This window comes from Corynebacterium sp., from assembly GCF_022712275.1.
Taxonomy (GTDB): Bacteria; Actinomycetota; Actinomycetes; order Mycobacteriales; family Mycobacteriaceae; genus Corynebacterium.
In genome coordinates, this window is sequence record NZ_JALAGU010000001.1 from 1 (window position 1) to 19,658 (window position 19,658).

General features: G+C 67.7%; 17 protein-coding genes, 1 pseudogene and 1 riboswitch. Of the genes and pseudogenes, 7 read left to right on the forward strand and 11 right to left on the reverse strand.

Features of this window, described 5'->3' with window-relative positions; all coding sequences use genetic code 11:
* Nucleotides 1-147, forward strand: a pseudogene (locus Q0A27_RS00005) (polyphosphate kinase 2); the annotation flags it as partial.
* Between the two features lie 6 nt (nt 148-153).
* Here Q0A27_RS00005 and Q0A27_RS00010 read toward each other — a convergent pair.
* Nucleotides 154-2,016, reverse strand: a complete 1,863-nt coding sequence (locus Q0A27_RS00010) for a long-chain fatty acid--CoA ligase (RefSeq protein ID WP_291473045.1) — start codon at nt 2,014-2,016, stop codon at nt 154-156.
* 163 nt (nt 2,017-2,179) lie between these two features.
* Between Q0A27_RS00010 and Q0A27_RS00015 the strand changes: the two genes are divergently transcribed.
* Nucleotides 2,180-3,250 (forward strand): enoyl-CoA hydratase/isomerase family protein, encoded by a 1,071-nt coding sequence (locus Q0A27_RS00015; RefSeq protein WP_291473046.1) that lies wholly within the window; start codon nt 2,180-2,182, stop codon nt 3,248-3,250.
* A gap of 12 nt (nt 3,251-3,262) precedes the next feature.
* On the opposite strand, the gene Q0A27_RS00020 is transcribed toward Q0A27_RS00015, so the two are convergent.
* The 4 genes from Q0A27_RS00020 to Q0A27_RS00035 form a co-directional block, all read right to left on the reverse strand.
* Nucleotides 3,263-4,150 carry a phosphatase PAP2 family protein gene (locus Q0A27_RS00020; protein ID WP_291473060.1) on the reverse strand — a complete coding sequence of 296 codons (888 nt, stop codon included), beginning with the start codon at nt 4,148-4,150 and terminating at the stop codon, nt 3,263-3,265.
* Between the two features lie 149 nt (nt 4,151-4,299).
* Nucleotides 4,300-5,097: a nicotinamide mononucleotide transporter family protein gene (locus Q0A27_RS00025; protein WP_291473047.1), complete on the reverse strand. Its 798-nt coding sequence runs from the start codon at nt 5,095-5,097 to the stop codon at nt 4,300-4,302.
* Nucleotides 5,098-5,106: 9 nt separating this feature from the next.
* A riboswitch (FMN riboswitch) is annotated at nt 5,107-5,239 on the reverse strand.
* 131 nt (nt 5,240-5,370) lie between these two features.
* Entirely contained in the window at nt 5,371-6,027 is a 657-nt protein-coding gene (locus tag Q0A27_RS00030) for a TetR/AcrR family transcriptional regulator (RefSeq protein WP_291473061.1), read from the reverse strand.
* Between the two features lie 16 nt (nt 6,028-6,043).
* On the reverse strand, nt 6,044-8,449 hold the full coding sequence (locus tag Q0A27_RS00035) for an MMPL family transporter (RefSeq protein WP_291473048.1): 2,406 nt from the start codon (nt 8,447-8,449) through the stop codon (nt 6,044-6,046).
* A 119-nt stretch (nt 8,450-8,568) separates the two neighbouring features.
* Between Q0A27_RS00035 and Q0A27_RS00040 the strand changes: the two genes are divergently transcribed.
* From Q0A27_RS00040 to Q0A27_RS00060, 5 genes are read left to right on the forward strand one after another with little or no spacing between them, the layout of a single operon-like run.
* Nucleotides 8,569-9,291, forward strand: coding sequence for a hypothetical protein (locus Q0A27_RS00040; protein ID WP_291473049.1), 723 nt, complete (start codon nt 8,569-8,571; stop codon nt 9,289-9,291).
* A 54-nt stretch (nt 9,292-9,345) separates the two neighbouring features.
* Nucleotides 9,346-10,149, forward strand: a complete 804-nt coding sequence (locus Q0A27_RS00045) for an SDR family oxidoreductase (protein WP_291473050.1) — start codon at nt 9,346-9,348, stop codon at nt 10,147-10,149.
* Nucleotides 10,142-11,269: an isochorismate synthase MenF gene (locus tag Q0A27_RS00050; protein WP_291473051.1), complete on the forward strand. Its 1,128-nt coding sequence runs from the start codon at nt 10,142-10,144 to the stop codon at nt 11,267-11,269. The genes Q0A27_RS00045 and Q0A27_RS00050 overlap by 8 nt, the downstream gene beginning before the upstream one ends.
* The gene (locus Q0A27_RS00055; protein WP_291473052.1) at nt 11,259-11,897 is read left to right on the forward strand and encodes an isochorismatase family protein; all 639 of its coding nucleotides are present in this window, start codon (nt 11,259-11,261) and stop codon (nt 11,895-11,897) included. Before Q0A27_RS00050 ends, Q0A27_RS00055 begins: the two co-directional genes overlap by 11 nt.
* A 24-nt stretch (nt 11,898-11,921) precedes the next feature.
* A complete protein-coding gene (locus Q0A27_RS00060; RefSeq protein WP_291473053.1) occupies nt 11,922-13,019 on the forward strand; it encodes an alpha/beta hydrolase-fold protein in 1,098 nt (365 codons plus the stop codon).
* On the opposite strand, the gene Q0A27_RS00065 is transcribed toward Q0A27_RS00060, so the two are convergent.
* The 6 genes from Q0A27_RS00065 to pth (Q0A27_RS00090) all read right to left on the reverse strand — a co-directional run bounded on the left by Q0A27_RS00065 (nt 13,016) and on the right by pth (Q0A27_RS00090) (nt 19,577).
* The gene (locus tag Q0A27_RS00065; protein WP_291473054.1) at nt 13,016-14,698 is read right to left on the reverse strand and encodes a peptide chain release factor 3; all 1,683 of its coding nucleotides are present in this window, start codon (nt 14,696-14,698) and stop codon (nt 13,016-13,018) included. The two genes, Q0A27_RS00060 and Q0A27_RS00065, sit on opposite strands and share 4 nt — an antisense overlap.
* Nucleotides 14,699-14,742: 44 nt before the next feature.
* On the reverse strand, nt 14,743-15,696 hold the full coding sequence (locus Q0A27_RS00070; RefSeq protein ID WP_291473055.1) for an aldo/keto reductase: 954 nt from the start codon (nt 15,694-15,696) through the stop codon (nt 14,743-14,745).
* A 113-nt stretch (nt 15,697-15,809) separates the two neighbouring features.
* Nucleotides 15,810-16,667: a spermidine synthase gene (locus Q0A27_RS00075; RefSeq protein WP_291473056.1), complete on the reverse strand. Its 858-nt coding sequence runs from the start codon at nt 16,665-16,667 to the stop codon at nt 15,810-15,812.
* Nucleotides 16,634-18,337, reverse strand: coding sequence for a dihydroxyacetone kinase subunit DhaL (gene dhaL, locus Q0A27_RS00080; protein WP_291473057.1), 1,704 nt, complete (start codon nt 18,335-18,337; stop codon nt 16,634-16,636). Before dhaL ends, Q0A27_RS00075 begins: the two co-directional genes overlap by 34 nt.
* An 11-nt stretch (nt 18,338-18,348) precedes the next feature.
* Nucleotides 18,349-19,020: an aminoacyl-tRNA hydrolase gene (pth, locus tag Q0A27_RS00085; RefSeq protein ID WP_291473058.1), complete on the reverse strand. Its 672-nt coding sequence runs from the start codon at nt 19,018-19,020 to the stop codon at nt 18,349-18,351.
* The gene (gene pth / locus Q0A27_RS00090) at nt 19,017-19,577 is read right to left on the reverse strand and encodes an aminoacyl-tRNA hydrolase (RefSeq protein ID WP_291473059.1); all 561 of its coding nucleotides are present in this window, start codon (nt 19,575-19,577) and stop codon (nt 19,017-19,019) included. The genes pth (Q0A27_RS00085) and pth (Q0A27_RS00090) overlap by 4 nt, the downstream gene beginning before the upstream one ends.
* Between the last annotated feature and the right edge of the window lie 81 nt (nt 19,578-19,658).

Consider the following 19,658-nt stretch of genomic DNA (forward strand, 5'->3'; position numbering starts at 1 on the left):
ATCCCCGCCCGCCCCGAAGGGGACTCGACCTACGAGCGCCCCCCGCGTACCGAGTTCCGCTACGTCCCCGACGTCGCCGGAGACCTGGAGAAGTCCAGGGTCGAGGCGAAGAAGAACAAGAAGAACAAGCAGAACAAGAAGAAGTAGCCGTCCCTACTCCGGGTACAGCGACTCGATCTCGTAGCCGAAGTGCTCGGCGATGACCTTGCGCCGCAGCTTCAGCGACGGGGTGATCTCCTGGCGCTCCACCGCGAGGTCGCGCGGGAGGATCCTGTAGGTCTTGATCTGCTCCCACCGGTTCAGCGTGGCGTTGAGCTCGTCGACGTAGCCGCCGATCAACCCGTGGACCTGCGGCGAAGCGACGATCTCCTTGTAACTGCCGCTGATCCCGGCCTTCTCCGCCCACCCGGTGATCGCGGCCTCGTCAAGGGTGATCAGCGCACTGACGTACTTCCGGTTGTTGCCGATGACGACCATCTGGCTGGCCACCGGGCACAGGCCGCGGAACGTTGACTCGATGAGGGCGGGGGCGACGTACTTACCGTTCGAGGTCTTGAACAGTTCCTTCTTGCGGTCGGTGATGCGCACCCGACCCTGGTCGTCGATCTCGGCGATGTCACCGGTGCGGAAGAAGCCGTCCTCGGTGAAGACCTCGGCGGTGGCCTCCGGATTGTTGTGGTAGCCGTCCATGATCGAGGGGCCGCGCAGCAGCAGCTCGCCGTCACTGTCCACCTTCGCCTCGAGACCATTGAGGGGGCGCCCCACGTAGCCGGTGCGGTACTGCGTGGGCTGGGTCAGGCAGGTGCCGGCACTGGACTCGGTGAGACCGTAGCCCTCGAGCACCGGCATACCGACCGCGCCGAACCAGCGACCGATCTCGGGGTTCAGTGCGGCGGAGCCGGAGATGAAGAAGCGGGCACGACCGCCGAAGCGCTCCCGGACCTTGGACAGGACGATCCTGTCGCCGAGCTTCGCCTGCCAGCGGGTGAAGGCGCTGGCGTGTCCGACCCCGTGGTCCGCGTCGAAGACGGTGCCGCCCTTCTCCACTGCCCACCGGTACAGCTTCTCGGTGACGCCGCCCTTGTCGACCATGGCCGCCTCGACGCCGTTGTAGGCCTTCTCGAAGACGCGTGGGGCGGACGCCATGAATGTCGGCTTCACTTCCGCAAGGTTGTCGACGATCCTCTCGATCCGGCCGTCGACGGCGGTCTCGAATCCGAAATGCAGTGGCAGCACCATGAACAGCTTGCCCATGACGTGCGCCAGTGGCAGCCACAGGAACTGCTTGTCGTCGATGGTCAGGAGTTCGTCGCCGGCGGCCCTCGAGGTGGCCTCGGCGGTGTACGCCTCGAAGACCCACACCCGGTGAGGCAGTCGGACGCCCTTGGGACGCCCGGTGGTTCCCGAGGTGTAGATCAGGGTGGCCAGATGCTCCATCGTCGTGGCGTCCACCCGCTCGTCGACGAGGGCGGGGTTATCGCGCAGCGCGAGGACGCCACGGTGGCGCAGGTCGATCATGGTGAGCACCCAGGAGGTGTCGGAGCCCTCGGGGATGCGGCCGGTCATCAGGACGACGTGCTCGACCTTGGGCAGCTGGTCGCGCAGGTCGGAGACCTTGGCGAGCTGCTCGGCGTCCTCCACGAAGACGACCTTCGCATCGGAATCGTCGAGGATGAACTGCACGTCGTCGGCGATGCTGGTGGGATAGACGGTGACGGTGGCCGCCGAGGCGTCCATGATCCCGTAGTTGGCCAGGACCCACTCGAAGCGGGTCGTGCTGGCGATGGCGACGCGGTCCTCGGGCTGTACATCGAGCGTGATGAGACCTGCGCCGACCTCTGCCGCCTGGATGCCGAGCTGTTCCCAGCTGACGACGTCCCAGGTGCCGTCCTCGGTCGGGAAGCTGTAGGCGCGACGGTCCGGCGTGGCGGCGACGCGACGACGGAGCATATGGCCGACGGACTGCACGGCGGGGTCGAGTTCGACGGTCGAGGTGCTGGAACTGGCGGTGGTCATCATGGGTCCCTTCATGGGGCTCGGGCCGGGCGCCCGGCGCTGGTGATGTGCCTCACTGTAGCAAACAAAACATGATGCAGCGCACAGGTTTCCGACATTCACCTCAAGATGCCGAACTGCCGTTCATTCCACTGCTCCGGTGACCTGTGTCACCATGGGGGCCATGACTGAATCTGACATCACTGTCGCCGTCCTCGGCACCGGCGCCGGCACCACCGGCGTCATCACCCTGGACCGGCCCCGCGCCCTCAATGCCCTGAACCTCGCCATGATCCGTGGCATCGCCGCCGCCCTCGAACGCTTCGCCACGGATGACGGCATCCGGCAGGTTCTCATCCGGTCGGCGTCCCCGAAGGCCTTCTGCTCGGGCGGGGACGTGCGCTCGGTGCGGGAGAGTGACCTGGCGGGGGATCGGGAGCAGGGGGACGCGTTCTTCCTCGAGGAGTACGACGTCAACCATGCGATCGCCACCTTCCCCAAGCCCGTCATCGTCCTGCTCGACGGGATCACCATGGGCGGCGGCATGGGGGTGTCCATGCATGCGACGCACCGCGTCATCACCCCGAAGACCTGGGCGTCGATGCCGGAGGCGGCCATCGGGTTCATCACCGACGTCGGTATCTCCCACGTCTTCACCCACCTGCCGACGCAGTCGGAGGAGGGGAGCCCTTCCCTGGAACTCGGACTGTGGCTCGCCGCGACCGCCTACCGACTGACCGCAGGTGATCTGCTGTGGACCGGGCTGGCCACCCACCTGGTGGCTGACGCCGACACCTTCGCCGACCTGCTTTTCGCCGAGGGTGCGGACGCGGCCTTCGCCAGCGCGGTCCACGGGTCGGAGTACCCGGAGTCTGCACTGTCGGACATGGCAGGACGCATCGTCGAGATCATGGGCGGTCTCCAGTGGCAGGAGATCGCCACCCGCCTTCAGGACGACACCGATGCCACCGCGTCGCTGACCCGGGAACTCCTGGCACCGGCGAGCCCGAGCTCCCTGGAGGCGATGGCCGCGCTGCTGGAGTACTCGTCGCGACACACCCTGCGCGAAGCGCTGGACGCGGAGTTCGCCCTGGGCTGCCGTGCCCGGCAACTGCCAGATTTCGCGGAAGGTGTGCGGGCAGTGCTCGTCGACAAGACGAAGGACGCCGCCTTCGTCCCCGCGACACTGGCGGAGATCGGAGACGGCGTCCGTGCGGAGATCCGGGCTGTGCTCGATGAGCTGCCGGAGCGCTGAGCTTCCGAGGTGCTAGGCGGCGCCCTTCTCGGAGAGCTGGGTGACGATCCGGGGATCGAGGTGCCGGGCCAGGTAGGCCCGCCAGGCCATCCGCAGCAGCCAGGTCAGGATGAAGCCGGCGAGGAGGGTGACCAGGCCGCCGACGATGTCGAGCAGGTAGTGGTTCGCGGTGCCCATCACCACGAAGTAGGTGAGGACTGGGTACAGGGCGCCGAGGACGCGCACGATGTGGTTCTTCGTGTACATCACGATGACGATGCCGCAGAAGGTCGCCCAGGCGCAGTGCAGTGACGGCATGGCAGCGAACTGATTCGAGATGTTGTCCGAGGCCGGGGTGCCGGACTCCGGCCACCAGCCCCACGAGCCGGTCTTCGCCATGATGTCGACGAAACCTTCGTTGCCGAACATCCGCGGCGGCGCGGTCGGCAGGGTGTAGAAGCCGACGAGGGCCAGGCAGGTGGTGAGGATCAGGACGGTGCTGGTGAAGCGGTAGTGACGGTGGTGCTTCACATAGAGCCAGACCAGCGTTCCCGGTGTCACGACGAAGTGGAGCGACGCATAGACCACCGCGCATACCGCCGCCACCGAGGGCGTGTTGTCCAGGAAGGTGTTGAGCCCACGCTCCCAGGCCAGACCGAGCTTGTCCTCGACGTCGAGGATCCACTGGCCGTTGGAGAAGGCCTTCTCCTCGACATCGTGGACGCCGTTGCGGATCAGCGAGTACACGGCGTAGATGCCGTAGATCATCGCGATCTCGAACCACCAGCGCGGCTTGACGAGGTAGTTGAGAATCCGGACGGGCAGGCCGCTGAGACGGACCGAGGAGGTGACCGACGCAGTCCCGTCAGTCGCTGCCCGGTCGGTCACGTCGACGGCGCTGTCTTCGCCGACATTTCTCATGGTTGTCACTACGGGGCTTCCTCCTCCACGTGGACGGCCCGCGACGAGGAGGCGTGCGGAACCGATCAATATACCCCGCGCACTTTACGGCAGTCGGGCCGACATATCCAGTACGCCGGATATTCATGTTCCCTAGTCAACGGGGTTCGTCAGCCTTGGTGACTTGCATTCACCCCAGTTGTTCCGGACGCGCGGGACGCGGTGGCGGGGACTGTCGACGGCCCCTCGACCCTTTCGCGCGCCTGAGTCTCACGCTGCACCTTCAGCCACACCGCGAAGCCCCAGATGACGAACGCGGCGTACACGAGGTAGAGCACTGCGCTGGGGTAGTAGCCCGCCGAGAACAACAGAGGGACGCCGACCAGGTCGACGGCGATCCAGATGAGCCAGAACTCGGTCCAGCCGCGGGCCATGCCGAGGGTGGCGAGCAGGGAGCCGGTGAAGATCCAGGCATCCGACCAGGGGCCCCAGGAACCGAGGGTCGAGAAGATCCAGGCGAAACCGCAGGTGCCGACCACGGCGACGACGAGCATGAACAGCCGTTCCTTCGCCGAAGCCCAGTGCGGTTGGACGGCCTCGTAGGTGGTGGCCGGCTCGGTGACGATGGAGCGGGAGGGGGCGGTCTGCTCCGGTTCCCGCATCCCGGCCGTCTTCGCCTTCTGCCACTGGTACCAGCCGTAGGTGCTGACGATGAGGAACATGACCTGGCGTCCGGCCTGTCCGTAGAGGTCCAGGTCCTGGGGGGTGTGGAAGACACCGCCGAGGAAAACGGTGAACAGCAGGACATTGCCGATGATGCCGACGGGCCAGGCCCAGACGACGCGGCGCATGCCGCCGACCGCTGAGGCGATGCCGAAGCCGTTGCCGATGATCTCACGCCAGAGGATGGCGGTGTCGCCGATGGTCCACTGTGCGTCGAGTAATGAGGTGAACAATGATCCGGACATGAGGTGTCCAGCCTTTCTCTCCCGTCCGGACTGTGACCGTCGGCTCCGGAATCACACCGGATCTGCTGGACCCACCTGGTGGAGGTGGCGCTCGCGGGCTTTCACCGCCGGTGGGGAATTCCACCCCGCCCTGAGAATCTGTACGGGTGGTTACGTTACACCGTCCGGTGGGGCGCGTCAGTGAAAGAACCGGGCAGAAAGAAAGGCCCGCACAGAAGAAACCGGAGGAGCGGCTCTCTCCGCTCCCCCGGTCAGGATCGTCCGTGGTGCCTGCTACCCGCCGAAGCCGGTGCGCAGCAGCCGGAAATTACGGTCGAGCCGGGAGGACGCGTCCTGTGCATCGTCCTCGCCGAGCCATGCCCAGGGCGGCATCTGCGTGCAGCTGCCGGCGACGGTGTCGCGTCGGGTGGGCTCCACTGCCAGGGCTCCGGCAGCCAGCGAGGAGAGGAGCAGCATCGCCATACCCTGCCGGGTCAACCCGTGTCCGGGACGACCGTAGAGGGTCTCCAGCAGTCCGTCGGCGACGTGCCGGACCAGAGCCTTGTCCCGTGAACCGGTGGTCATGTGGAGCTGCTCACCGATGGTCATGAGGTTGAGCAGGGAACCGGGGTTCTCCGGGTCGTCCTCCGGGTGGCTGCCGCCGCCGATACGGTCACCGATGAGACGGTGCATGGTGTCCAGCGGGTGTTCACCCTCGGGAGCCAGCTCCACCTGGTGACACCATTCGTTGAAGGTGTCCTCGATGAAGAGGAGCAGGGCGTCTTCGCGACGCGGGAAGTAGTTGTGGAAGGTCCGGGTGGACACTCCCGCCTTCTCCGCGATCGCGGCGACAGTCATGTTCTCGGTGCCCTCGGCGAGAAGCAGTTCGGCGGCGGCCCGGGACAGCGCACGTCGGGTCTCCTCCTTCTTCTGCTCCCGGAGTGACAGCACGGGTTCATGAGTCTTTTCAGACACCGGTCTCGGCCTTTTCCTTCTTGTCCTCGTCCTTGCCTCCGAGGATCGCGTCAGCGTCCTCACCGGTGAGGCCCTCGCCCTCGACGTCCACCTTGGGCAGGATCTTGTCCAGCCACTTCGGCAGCGTCCAGGCGCGGTCACCGAGCAGGAACAGGGTGGCCGGGACGATGGTCATGCGGACGATGAAGGCGTCGAAGAAGACGGCCAGGGCCAGGGCGGAGCCCATCACCTTGATCAGTGCCTCATCCATGAGGATGAACGCGGAGAACACGGACATCATGATCAGCGCGGCGGCAGTGACCACGCGGGCACCGTGCTTGAAGCCGTTGGAGACGGCGTTGCCCGCGGTCTTACCGTGGACGTAGCCCTCGCGCATACGGGTCACCAGGAACACCTGGTAGTCCATCGCGAGTCCGAAGACGATACCGATCAGCATGATCGGCAGGAAGGACAGCAGCGGCTGCGGGTCGTCGGTGATGCCGAACCAGCCCTCCTGCCAGATGCCGACGGTGACACCGAAGGTGGCTGCCACCGACAGGGCGAAGCCGAGGGCCGCGATCAGCGGCACCCACAGCGAGCGGAAGACGATCATCAGCAGGATGAACGCCAGCACCACCACGATGGCGATGTAGGGGATGAGCACCTCCGACAGGCGGTCGGAGATGTCGTCGTAGATGGCGGTGACACCGGTGACGGCGAAGGAGGCGCCGGTGTTGTCGGAGTAGGTCTCCTCCAGGGTGCGGAGGTCCTCCAGGGTTTCGCTGGTCACCTCGTCGGTCGCCCCGGTGGTCGGGGTGATGAGGATCTGCGCGTAGCTGGCGTCGTCGGTCATCTGGGTGAGCTGGGCGTGCTTGACGCCGTCGAGCTCGTTGATCTCGGTGACGGCCTCGGAGAAGGACGCCTGAGCGGTCTCGGCGTCCTGGCCGTTGCCGTCCACGAGGGCGATGAGCGGGGCGTTGCGTCCCGCTCCGAAGTCCTCGTCGATCCACTCGTAGGCGGTGCGCTGCGGGCTGCCGACGTTGGCGGTGCCGTCGGTGGGCATGGCCAGGCGCATGTTCAGCACGGGGGTGGCGAGCAGGAGCAGGGCGATGACGGACGCACCGAGGAAGACGATCGGGCGCTTACGGACCTGGCGGACCCACTTGAGGCCCATGGTCGGCTTCTCGCTCTCGGGGTCCGGGGCCTTGACCCACGGGGCACGGGCGGCGAAGACCTTGGTTCCCACGGCGCCGAGGACGGCCGGCAGGAAGGTGAGTGCCACGAGGACGGCGATGGCGACGGTGAGTGCCGCGGCCAGGGCCATCGCGGTGAGGAACGGGATGTTGATGATGGAGAGCGCGGCGAGGGCGATGAGCACCGTCAGGCCGGCGAAGACCACGGCGGAGCCGGCCTTGCCGACCGCGAGTCCGGCGAGGTGTGCCCGCTCGTGGGCCGAGAGTTCCTTGAACTTGGCGGCGAGGTCCTTCGGTTCGAGGTCCTCGCCCTTGACCTTGGCGATGAGTTCGTTGCGGAATCTCGAGACGATGAACAGGGCGTAGTCGATACCGACGGCCAGGCCGATCATCGTGGCCAGGGTCGGGGTGGTCGAGTTGATCGTGTCGGTCAGGCCGGTACCGGCATAGATGAGCAGCATTCCGGTGCCTACGCCGACGATGGCGGAGAGCAGAGGCAGGCCCGCGGCGACGAACGAGCCGAAGGTCACGATGAGGACCACGGCAGCGACGGCCATACCGATGAGCTCGGACGAGCCGCCGACCTCCATGGTCTGGAAGGCGTTGCCGTTGTAGGCGATGTCCAGGTTGTCGGTCTTGTCGGAGTCGATGAGCTCCGTGACAGCATCGACATCTTCGGTGCTGATGTCCTGCATGTTGTCCGCGTTGAGCGTGACCGTGAACGTACCTGTCCGACCGTCCTCGCTGACCGGGGAGAGGTCGGCGAGGTCGGCGTCGATCGCGGCGGTGATCTCCTCGTCACTCAGGCCCTGGGCCTTGAGCTGCGGGGTCTTCGCCTCGGTGAGCTGCTGTTCCATGGCGGCGGCAGCGGTCACCGGGTCGACGATCCCGTCGGTGTCCTTGAGCTTGTCGCTGCCCTGCAGGTCGGCGATGAGCGCGTCCAGGTCGGCCTTGACGTCCGTGTCCTCGAGGGACTGCCCCTCGGGGGCACGGACGACGACGGTTCCGGTGGGCGCCTCGAGGGAGTCGTCCCCGCCGAAGATCTCCATGACCTTGTCATTGGTCTCCAGTGACTCGAGGCCCGGGATGGTCATCGACTCGGAGGTGTTCTTCATCAGGCCGGCGGCGGCGGAGCCGGCACCGACGAGAATCAGGATCCAGACGGCGATGAACCGCCATCGGTGAAGGTATGCGGATCGTCCGATCCGGTAGAGGAATTTAGCCATGCCGGAGATTCTTGCACATCGGGTGCAATCTTGCACATCGGATGCATGGATATGAGAGTAGTACTGTACGGACCCTCGGAGAACCCTGGCAACGGCAGTCGGCCTGTAGGCTGTCCTGCGTGCTGCACGTGATGTCCTACGCCCTGGTCGACACCCTCAACGTCCTGTTGATCGGTGTGATCGTCGCCGTCGGCGTCATGCTGCCGGTCGCTTCCGGCGGCAGGCACGGCAGGCACGGCAGGCACGACAGGCACGACAGGCACGGTGGCCGTCGCGGCGACTACGCGCGTATCGCCACCTTACTGGTCTTCGGTGACTGGCTCGGGGTCCTCGTGCTCGCCCTGCTCTCTCTGCTGGTCTTCGACGGGATCGGGGACGCGGTGTCCACTTTCGTCGACTCCCCGGTCTTCGGTATCCTGCTCGTCGTCACCGGCTGGTTCATCGGCATGATGGCTCTGCTGGGGAAGGGGGACAGTTCCGCTCTCGTCGAGCGGATTCTGGGACCGCTCCGTACGCCGACCCTGGCGACGCTCGGTACCGGTGTCGTCCTCGGCCTGGTCCAGTCCGCGACCTCCGGCCCCTTCTTCGCCGGCATTTTGGTGATGAGCGCCGGGGACTTCAGTGTCGCGACCCGGTACATCGGCATGATCGGCTATGCCGGTGTCGCACTGAGCCTGCCGTTCATTACGGCGTTGGCGGTCGGCTATGTCCGGGTGCGCCCGGCGTCCTGGGTGGGACGCCAGTTCGAGCGGATGAGGCAGAACAGTGTCGCGGTGGCCCGGACCGCCGGTGTGCTGGCCGCCGTGATGCTCATGGCACTCGGTGCAGCACATTTTCTGTGACATGTTTCACCGGGGCTTGGTCGGGGGTAGATCGATAAGTTAGCCTCACCTGTCGTGAGTGATGTTGCTGTAGTCACCGGCGCTGCCGGAGGTATGGGGACCGCAGTCGCGAGACTGCTCCTCGACCGTACTGACCGACCGTCCACCCTGATTCTCGCCGACCGTGACCCGGGGGCCCTCGCCTCCGCCGTCGGCAACCTCCCGGCTTTCGCCGATATCCGTACCGTGACCTGTGATGTCTCCGACGAAGACGCGGTCACCGCCCTGTTTGCCGCCGCCGCTGAGGCAGGTCGGGTCACCCGTGTCGTCCACGGTGCCGGCGTCCTCGGTCCCGGTGTCTTCGTCGCCGAGACAGGGACCGACGATTTCGACCGCGTCTTCGCCGTCAATGCCCGCGGTACCTTCCTCGTCACCCGGGCCGCCGCGCGCGTCATGACGGCGCAGGGACGGCAGGGGGAGAACGCACTGACCGACCGGGCGATCACCGTCATCGCCTCCAACGCCGCCGGCATCCCCCGCCACGGCATGGGTGTCTACGCCGCCTCCAAGGCCGCCGCCTCCGCCGTGACCCGCAGTCTCGGACTCGAGGTCGCGGCCGAGGGGATCCGCTGCAATGTCGTGAACCCGGGGTCCACCGATACAGCCATGCAGCGCGACTACTGGGGCGACGACCCGGTCGCCGGTAAAGCCCGCGTCCTCGGTGGCGACCTCGCCACCGCCCGGCTGGGCATCCCGCTCGGCCGTATCGCCACCGCCGACGACGTCGCCGAAGTCGTCGTCTTCCTCTCCTCTCCGGAGGCGCGGCACGTCGTGCTCCAGGAGATATACGTCGACGGAGGAGCCACTCTCCATGCCTGATCCGTTGTTGAAGCCCCTCGCACCTTCACGCCGCGGCGACTTCTCGTTCCGCCGGGGCACCACCGGAATCCACGTCCCCTCGGGGCACCTCAGCCCGATCGCGGAGTGGGAACCCGGACGTACCGTCGTCGGCGCCCTGCCCTTCGACCACCGCACCGGCACCGGTGACCGGCTCTACGCCACCGACGTGCCGCTGACGCCCGGCACCCTCGCCGTCGGGGTAGGCCCGGAGTTCACCGGTGGCGGCGTCCACCCGGTCGCCGTCGACCCGGGAGTGGAGGACGCCTACACCGGCGCCGTCCGGTCCGCCCTCGACACCCTGGTGCAGGCGAACGACCTCGACAAGGTCGTCCTGGGCCGCGCCGTACGTGCCACCCTGGATGAACGCCCCGAGTGGGAGTCCCTGCTGCGCCGGCTGACCGCCCGTAACCGCAACGCCTGGGTCTTCTCCGTCCCGCTCGGCGGGGCGCAGGCCTTCCTCGGTGCCAGCCCCGAACTGCTGATCTCCCGTCGCGGTGACCGGATCATCAGCCACCCGCTGGCCGGTTCCGTGCCGCGCAGCAGTGACCTGGTGGAAGACCGTCGTCGTGCCAGGGGGCTCACCGGCTCGCCGAAGGACCACTACGAGCACGCCTTCGTCGTCGACATGATCGCCGAGACCCTCGCACCGTGGTGTGCGGAGCTCGAGGTCCCGGACCAGCCGGAACTGCTGCCCACCGACAAGATGTGGCACCTCGGCACCCGGATCACCGGTCGACTCAAGGATCCTTCGGCCGAGGGGGTGGACGCCCTCTCCCTGGCGCGTCTGCTGCACCCCACTCCTGCGGTCGCCGGCGTCCCCACCCGTGACGCCATGGACCGGATCCACGATCTCGAGTCCGCCGACCGCCGCTACTTCGCCGGGACCGCCGGCTGGTGCGACGCCGACGGCGACGGCGACTGGGTCGTCTCCATCCGTGCCGCCGAGTTTGACGGCGACCGCGTGACCGCCTGGGCCGGTGCCGGCATCGTCGACGGCTCCGACCCGGACTCCGAGTACACCGAGACCGGCGCGAAACTGCGCACCATCCTCGAAGGGCTGGGCATCGTCCCGGCGAAGGAGCTCATCCATGGCCACTGAACTGCCTGACCTCATCTCCTACGACCTGCCGGACGCCTGGCCGGAGCCGGTCGTCGACTGGACCCCCGACCCCTCGCGCTGCGCGCTGCTGGTCCACGACATGCAGCGGCACTTCCTGCGCCCCTTCGACCCGGCGTCCGAGCCGCTGTCCAGTCTCATCCCGAACACCGGGCGGCTCATTGCCCGGGCTCGGGCCGCGGGGATCCCGGTCTTCTACACGGCCCAGCCCTCCGACCAGCCGGTGGAGAAGCGCGCCCTGCTCAACGACTGGTGGGGTCCAGGACTCACCGGCAACCCCGAAGGAGCGCAGATCATCGACGAGGTCGCCCCGGTCGAGGGCGACCGCATCCTCACCAAGTGGCGCTACTCCGCCTACGCCTACAGTGACTTCGATGAGCAACTCGCCGACCTGGGCCGTGACCAGCTGGTCATCACCGGCGTCTACGCCTCCATCGGCTGCTCGGTGACCGCGGTCGAGTCCTTCATGGGCGGGGTGCAGCCCTTCCTCGTCGCCGACGCTCTCGGCGACTTCTCCGGTACCGAGCATCGACTCGCCCTGCAGTGGACCGGTCGCCGCGCCGGCGTGGTGCTCGACACGGCCTCCGTGCTGCGGCACTGGGCTGACTAGGCGGCGCTGACTAGGCTGGACCGGGTGCTGATCACCTTCACCTGGGCCGCTCCCACCGACATGCCCGGGGTGGACCGCGTCCACCTCCACGTCACCGGCGTCCACGATCACCATGATCCGGACTTCCACCGGATGGTGCGTGTCGGAGACCGGTGGGAGGCCTCGGTGGAGGTGCCTGAGGATCTCGTGGGGTCCTACCGGATCATGCCGGTGACCCGCGAGCTGGCCGCACAACTCGACGCCGAACCGGATTCCCGCGTCCGCTGGATGACGGTGGTCCGCCAGACCGTGACGCATGTGCTCGACCATCTGGCGTGGCATCCCGCCGACTGGTCTGAGGGCTTCGGGAAGGCGTCCGGCAGGCTCGTCATGCCGGAGGCACCGGAGCAGTGCGGCTGGGACCCAGCTGACCGTCCGGAGTGGCAGGCCGCCTCCCTCGACGGCCGCCCCCTGTGGTCCGCCGACCTGACTGACGCGGAGTATGTCCTGGTCCTCAGTGACGGCCGGAACTGGGCGGCGACCGCCCTGCCTGCCGCGTTGCGCCGTCTTCACGCTGCAGGTCGCCTGCCGCGGACCGGAGTCGTCGCCGTCGATACCTTCGAGGAACGCTATGAGCTGCTCACCCGCTCCACGGAGTACCGGGAGCTCATCGCCGACCGGGTGATCCCGTGGGCGTGGGAGCAGGTCGGTGCAGCCCATGATCCGACCGTCCGGGCGCAGCGCACGGTCATCTCCGGAGAGAGCCTCGGTGGACTGTCGGCGGTGGACCTCGTCCTCACCCGGCCGGATGCCGTGGCAAATGCGGTGAGCACCTCTGGCTCCTTCTGGTACCCCGCCTGGGACTCGGGTCAGGCAGGGGGAGAGGTCGCCGCGGAGATCCGGGAGCGTACCGCTGCCGGCACCCTGCCGGAGGGTATCCGCGTCCACCTCAGTGCCGGGACGGGTGAGGGACGCCCGGGCGCGGGCGGCACCACCATGGCCGACCACATCCGTGCGGTGCAGCAGGCTCTGCTGGACGCCGGTGTGCCCGCGACCTGCGAGATCTCCACCCACGGTCACGAGATGGCGGGGTGGACCGGGGCGCTGACCCGCGGGCTGGTGGAGCTGCTGGGGAACTCCTAGTCAGCGACCAGGGGCTCCATGGTGAGTTCCGGGTGCTCCTTCTCCACGAAGGCGAGCTTCCACTTGTCGCCGAACAGGGCGATGAGCTCGCCGTCGGTGCGGGTGAAGATCTCCACACCGCGCTGGCGTCCCAGCTCCGGGGCGCTGGCGGCGTCGGTACGCCGGGCAACCTGGTACGGGATCGGCTCGGTGACGGTCTCGACGTTGTACTCGCCGAGCATCCGGGCCTGCATGACCTCGAACTGCATCGGTCCGACCGCGGCCATCACCGGGTTCGCGTCACCGCGGGCGTCATTGCGCAGGATCTGCACCACGCCCTCGGAATCGAGCTGGTCGAGGGCCTTACGGAACTGCTTGTACTTGCCGAGCGTCTTCGCCCGCAGCGTCCGGAAGCTCTCCGGGGCGAACTGCGGCATCGGCCGGAACTGGACGCGGCGTCCCGCGTAGATCGTGTCACCGGGGGCCAGTGCGCCGGCGTTGACCAGGCCGACGATGTCGCCGGGCCAGGCGTCCTCGACGGTGGTGCGGTCGCGGCCGAAGACAGTCAGCGCGTACTTCGTGGAGAAGGTGCGGCCCGACTGTGCGTGAGTGACCTGCATACCGCGCTCGAAGCGTCCGGAGACGACGCGCATGAAGGCGAGTTTGTCGCGGTGGTGGGTGTCCATGCCGGCCTGGACCTTGAAGACCACGCCGGAGAACGCCTCGTCCACGGCACGGATCTTCTCCACCGCGGCACCGCCGGAGGACGCCGCGGCCTCGACGGCTTTCGGGTCGGACTCGCGGGCACCGGGCTCGGGGGCCAGGGCGCACAGTGTGTCCAGGATCTGGTGGACGCCGAAGTTCAGCATCGCGGAGGCGAAGATCAGCGGAGAGGTGGTGCAGTCGAGGAAGAGTTCCTGGTCGTGCACCGCACCGTCGGCGGCGAGCAATTCGGCCTCCTCGGCGGCGGTGTCCCACGTGTTCTCCTCCTTCTCCGAGGCCTCGGCGGGGGAGTAGTGCTCCTCCGGGGCGATGGAGGATCCACCGGCGGTGCGCAGGAAGCGGATGTACTCCTCCGGCTCGCCGTCGGCGGTGAGCTTCGCCAGGCCGCGGAAGTCTCCGGCCTCGCCGACCGGCCAGTACAGCGGGGTCGGCTGCAGACCGATCTCGGTGACGATCTCGTCGACGAGCTCCAGCGGCTCCTTGCCGGGCCGGTCCCACTTGTTGATCACCGTGATGATCGGCAGACCACGGGCCTTGCACACCCGGAACAGTTTCAGGGTCTGCGGCTCGAGGCCCTTGGCACCGTCGACAAGCATGACCGCGGCGTCCACGGCGGTGAGCACGCGGTAGGTGTCCTCGGAGAAGTCGGCGTGGCCGGGGGTGTCGACGAGGTTGATCATGTACGGCTCGCCGGTGTGGCCCTCGGGCGAGTACTCGAACTGCAGTGCGGAGGAGGCGACCGAGATACCGCGGTCCTTCTCCATTTCCATCCAGTCGGAGACCGTGGACTTGCGTCCCGCCTTGCCGTGGACCGCGCCGGCCTCGTTGATGACGTGCGCGTGCAGGGCCAGGGCCTCGGTCAGCGTCGACTTACCGGCGTCGGGGTGGGCGATGACGGCGAAGGTGCGGCGGCGGTGCGCCTCGGCGGCGGCGGTGGACGGGCTGGCGGAACTGACGGAACTGGCGGTAACTGACACGGCTGATCATCCTACCCGGTCAGTGCCCGGTCACCGGTGCCCGGTTACTGCAGCGGCTTCTCCCAGCCGCCACGGACCTTGACCCCGGTGGCGGCGGCGAGCTGCTCGATCTCGTCGATCTCGGCGTCGGTGAGGGTGAGACCAGCGGCCCGGACCTGGGAGTCGATGTGCCGGGTCTTCGTCACCCCGATGATCGGCAGCGTGCCCTGGTTGCGGGCCCAGGCGGTGGCGACCTCGGCGACGGACAGTCCGCCGTGGGTCTCGCCGATCCGGGCCATGGCCGCAGTGAGTTCGGTGAGCTGCGGCAGCACCGGGTTGTATTTCTCCGCCCGTCCACTGCCCTCGGGCAGCAGATTGCCGATGCCGTAGGCGCCGGTCAGAGCGCCCTGCTCCAGCACCATGTACGGCCAGAAGGCGATGCCGTTGTCGCGGCAGTACGGCAGGACGCCGGTGGTCTCGGAGTCCCGGAAGAGCAGGCTGTAGTGGTTCTGCACCGCAGACAGCGGGACGCCACTCTCGGCGAGGATCTCCTCGACCCGCCCGATCTGGGCGAGGCTGTGGTTGGAGACCCCGACCTGCCGGATCCTCCCTTCCTTGACCAGCGGGATGAGCTGCGGGGTCCAGCACTCGATGTCGTCCTGGTTGTGGATCCAGTAGACGTCGACGTAGTCGGTGCGCAGCCGTTCCAGGCTGGCGTCCAGCATCTGTTCCATGGAGTCGCCGTACAGGTGGGCGATACCCGGGGTGAACTTCGTGGACAGCTGGTAGACGTCCCGGTCGTACCCGGCGAGGAGCTCACCGAGGATGGTCTCGGACGCGCCCATGGCGTAGACCGGTGCGGTGTCGAAGAGGGTGAGCCCGGCGGCCATGGCGGCGTCCACCACGGGTTTCAGGTCGGCGGTGTCGAGGTGGTTGCCGAAGACGGTGTCGCCGCCGACATCACCGGAGCCCCAGGACCAGGTACCGAGGACGACGGAGGGGGAAGAAGTGGAAGTCATGGCCTCATTGTGTCCTTGTCGAGGGCTGCGCGCCGTGCGCCGGGATTGCGTCACATATTCCGGGGTTCTGTGCCACGGATGCGGGGAATCGGTGACGCACACCCGGCGGGAGGTCAGTCGGCGTCCCGGCGAGGTGTCACTCCGGAGAAGAACTTTCGTACCCAGGCGTCATCCTTGAATTGTGCCGGCACACCGCCACCGAGCAGCTCCTTGACCGGTGGTTCCGCAATCTCCACGTCGGACCCGATGAGGATGATGTTGCCGTAGCGGCGTCCTTTGAGCATCGGTGGATCGGCGATCACCGCGAGGCGGCTCCACACCTCCGCCATGCCGGCCAGCTCCGCCTTCGCGCCGCGCAGGTCGGAGTGGTCACCGCAGTTGGCGACATAGAGACCATCGGAGGCCAGACCCCGGTGACAGTCGGTGAAGAAGTTGACGGTCGTGAAACTCTCCGGGGTCACGGCTCCGGCGAAGACATCCCGGATGATCACGTCTCGGCTGGCCGGGGTGAAGGACGCGGCGACCTCGCGGGCGTCGTCGACCCGGATCTTCACCCGGGGGCTGCGGGGGATGTCGAACCACTGCCGGGACAGTTTCGCCAGTTCACCGTCGAGTTCCACGACCGTGTTCCGCGAGTCCGGGAAGACGTCCGCGAAGTACCTGGCCATGGTGCATGCTCCACCGCCGAGGTGGGTGATCCGGCGCGGGTTCAGGAATCCACCGTTGACCTGCGCCTGCACCGCCGAGGCGATCCACCGCATGTATTCGAAGGCCAGGTCCCTCGGTGCCCCGATCTCTATGTGGGAACTGGGCACGCCGTTGATGCTGATCAGCCAGCCCGACCCTGAGTAGGGGTCCGCCTCCAGCTCGATGATCCCGTAGTCGCCCTCGTACACCCCGGCGACCGGGGTCGGCTCCGCCGCCTTCTTCGCCACGGTCAGTTCATCTCCCCGGCGTTGCCGAAGAGCCATGCCACGACGAGTGCGCCGGGGTCGATGACGCCCTTGGCGCGTTCACCGAGGTAGGACGCCCTTCCCTTTGACGCGGTGATCTCCGCGGTGGACCTGGCACCGGCGATGGCCGCCTCGTGGACGGCGGCGAGGTCCGGGTCCGCCTCCGGATCCTTCCCGGCCACTGCCCGGGCGGCCTCGGCGGCGGGGGCGAGGGCATCAACCATGGTCCGGTCGCCTGGCCTGGCGCCACCGAGCCCGGTGACGGCGTCCGAGGCGCGGGTCAGGGCTTCGGCGAGTTCACCGGCGGTCAGTGCAGCCGAGGTGCCCCGGGCGGCGGTGGTCGCCATCTCACGGAACATCGTGCCGAAGACGGCACCTGAGGTACCGCCGGCGCGGATGAACAGGCGACTGGACAGTGCGGCCAGCACCTCGGCGTCCGTGCCCTTGAGAGGACTCGGCAGGTCACCGAAGGCGGCCTGCATGTTCGTGCCGAAGTCACCGTCGCCGGCCAACCGGTCCAGTTCGGTGAGGTCGTCGACGGAGGTGACCACGCCGGCGACGAAGTCGGTGAGCCACCGGTTCACCGCAGACCCCTCCGTCCCCGGGGCATCCTCGGGCACGACCGTGGTGGCGTCCACCGGCTGCGGATCCACACCGACCGTCACGGGCCAGGCGGGCGCGGCGGTCGGGGCGTCGAGCAGTTCCACGACGGTGTCGCCGTCGGCGTCATCCAGCCGGGTGAGGGTGACCGAGACACCGGCCATGTTCACCGAGGTGACGTAGCTGCCGACGATGCTGCGGGCCACGGACACACCCCGGTCGTCGAGAAAGCGCAGCACCTCGTCGAAGACCAGGTCGAGCTCGAGGTTCGTGGTCGCGCCCAGCCCGTTGACCAGGCAGAGGACGCGGTCTCCTTCGGCCAGGCCGAGGTCCTCTACGACCGCACCCGCCAGCCGGGCGACGACCTCGTGGGCGGGGGCCACGGCGGTGCGGTCCACACCGGCCTCGCCGTGGATACCGACGCCGACCTCCATTTCACCCTCACCCAGGTCGAAGGTGTACCGGCCGCTCGTCGGCAGGTGTCCGGGGGTCAGGGCTGCAGCCATGGACCGCGAACCTTCGGCGACCACGCGTGCCAGCCGGGTGACCTCGTCGATGTCGTCGCCCCGGAACGCGGACGCCCCGGCGACTTTCTCGACGAGGACCGTCGCACCGGTGCCGCGGCGCCCGGGCCCGGAGTCGGAGGAGGTGGCGACATCATCGGCGACGATGACCTCCCTGGTCTCGACCTCGGGCAGCCCCTGCCGTGCGACCCGGAAGTTGATGACGTCCCCGGTGTAGTTCTTGACGATGTGCACCACGCCCCGACCGGCATCGGCGGCACGGGTCGCCTCGGTGACCTGTACCGCGTTCGGGGAGGTGAACAGGAGCCCGGGGACGGCCGCGGCGAGCATGCCTTCCCCGAGGAAGCCCGCGTGCATGGGTTCGTGGCCGGAGCCTCCGCCGGAGATCACGGCGACGGCGGGCGAGCCGGACGCATCCACCACCGGGGAGCGACGGGCGATATAGCCGGCGGAGTTCCAGGTCGCGTCCGGGTGGGACGCCACGAAACCACCGAGGGCCCGGGGGAGGAAGGAATCAGGGTCGTTGCGGAAGGACCGCGGGGAGAGCGGGGAAACAGAGGCCATACCTCAGCACCCTACCGCCCGTGGATCTCGTTCTGCGCGGCAGGCACACCCCGTCGTGCGATGATCTCCACGGCGTCCGCGGTGGTGCGGACGGCATCCTCCAGCAGCTCCCGGGACAGGGATCCGTCACCGGGGCGACCCAGCACATGGTCGACCACGGACTGCCCGTCGGAAGGCCGGCCGATGCCGACCCGGATGCGCACGTAGTCCCGTGTCCCGAGCTTCTCGGAGATGGACTTCAGTCCGTTGTGCCCGTTCTCGTTGCCGCCGACCCGGATCTTCACCTTGCCGGCAGGCAGATCCAGCTCGTCATGGATCGCGATGACATGGTCGACGGGGATCGCGTAGGACGTCGCCAGTGGTGCCACCGCCAGACCGGACTCGTTCATGTACGTCGCAGAGCGCACCAGCAGAATGCCGTGGTCATCGATACCGGTGCGCGCGACCTTCGCCTGCACGCCGGGAATCCCGATGAGGCGCTCCCGGTGGCGGCGCAGGAGTTCATCCACCACGCGGTAGCCGATGTTGTGTCGGGTGGCAGCGTACTTCGCACCCGGGTTACCGAGACCGACGACCATCCACTGGGCGGCGGGCAGCGCGTCCCACACGGACTCCTGCTTCGACGTCGTGGATCCGACCCGGGGACGCCGGAACAGGCTCTTCAGCGTATCGAGGATGCTCATGCCGTCACCGTTCCTGCGGCGAGACCGGTGACCAGGTCCGCGGCGTCCGCGCACATGACCGGCACCTCGGCCTGCTCAGCCCTCGAGAAACGCCTGAGGACGAAGGACGCCGGGGCCATGCGTCCCGGCGGGCGTCCGATGCCCACCTGGATCCGCAGGAAATCCTGCGTCCCCAGCGACTTGGCGATGTCCTTGAGTCCGTTGTGCCCGTTGAGCCCGCCACCCTTCTTCAGCTTCACCGCACCGAGGTCGAGGTCCAGCTCATCGTGGACGACGACGACCTGTGCGGGCTTCACCTTGAAGTACCCGGCCAGCGCCTTCACCGGACCACCGGAGAGGTTCATGAAGCTGCGCGGCTTGGCCAGCACGACCTTGCGGTCACCCACGCGGATCTCGTCGACGTGCGCGTTGACCTTCTTGTTGACGCTGAAGTGGTCACTCAGTTCATCGAGGACCGTCGCGCCGATGTTGTGCCGGGTGCCCTCGTAGTCGGCACCGGGGTTCCCCAGTCCCACGACGAGCAGCGGGGAGGCTCCGTTGGTGTTCACGGGCACCATCATGGCACAGGATACGGTGACGAAATAAGCCACCCCTCATGCCCGTGGGCACAAGGGGTGGCTTATTTCGTCACCGTATCC

Coding starts and splice junctions, on each gene's coding strand:
- Q0A27_RS00010 (WP_291473045.1), bottom strand. CDS start 2,016: ATGACCACCGCCAGTTCCAGCACCTCGACCGTCGAACTCGACCCCGCC.
- Q0A27_RS00015 (WP_291473046.1), top strand. CDS start 2,180: ATGACTGAATCTGACATCACTGTCGCCGTCCTCGGCACCGGCGCCGGC.
- Q0A27_RS00020 (WP_291473060.1), bottom strand. CDS start 4,150: ATGAGAAATGTCGGCGAAGACAGCGCCGTCGACGTGACCGACCGGGCA.
- Q0A27_RS00025 (WP_291473047.1), bottom strand. CDS start 5,097: ATGTCCGGATCATTGTTCACCTCATTACTCGACGCACAGTGGACCATC.
- Q0A27_RS00035 (WP_291473048.1), bottom strand. CDS start 8,449: ATGGCTAAATTCCTCTACCGGATCGGACGATCCGCATACCTTCACCGA.
- Q0A27_RS00050 (WP_291473051.1), top strand. CDS start 10,142: ATGCCTGATCCGTTGTTGAAGCCCCTCGCACCTTCACGCCGCGGCGAC.
- Q0A27_RS00055 (WP_291473052.1), top strand. CDS start 11,259: ATGGCCACTGAACTGCCTGACCTCATCTCCTACGACCTGCCGGACGCC.
- Q0A27_RS00070 (WP_291473055.1), bottom strand. CDS start 15,696: ATGACTTCCACTTCTTCCCCCTCCGTCGTCCTCGGTACCTGGTCCTGG.
- Q0A27_RS00075 (WP_291473056.1), bottom strand. CDS start 16,667: ATGGCTCTTCGGCAACGCCGGGGAGATGAACTGACCGTGGCGAAGAAG.
- dhaL (WP_291473057.1), bottom strand. CDS start 18,337: ATGGCCTCTGTTTCCCCGCTCTCCCCGCGGTCCTTCCGCAACGACCCT.
- pth (WP_291473058.1), bottom strand. CDS start 19,020: ATGAGCATCCTCGATACGCTGAAGAGCCTGTTCCGGCGTCCCCGGGTC.
- pth (WP_291473059.1), bottom strand. CDS start 19,577: ATGGTGCCCGTGAACACCAACGGAGCCTCCCCGCTGCTCGTCGTGGGA.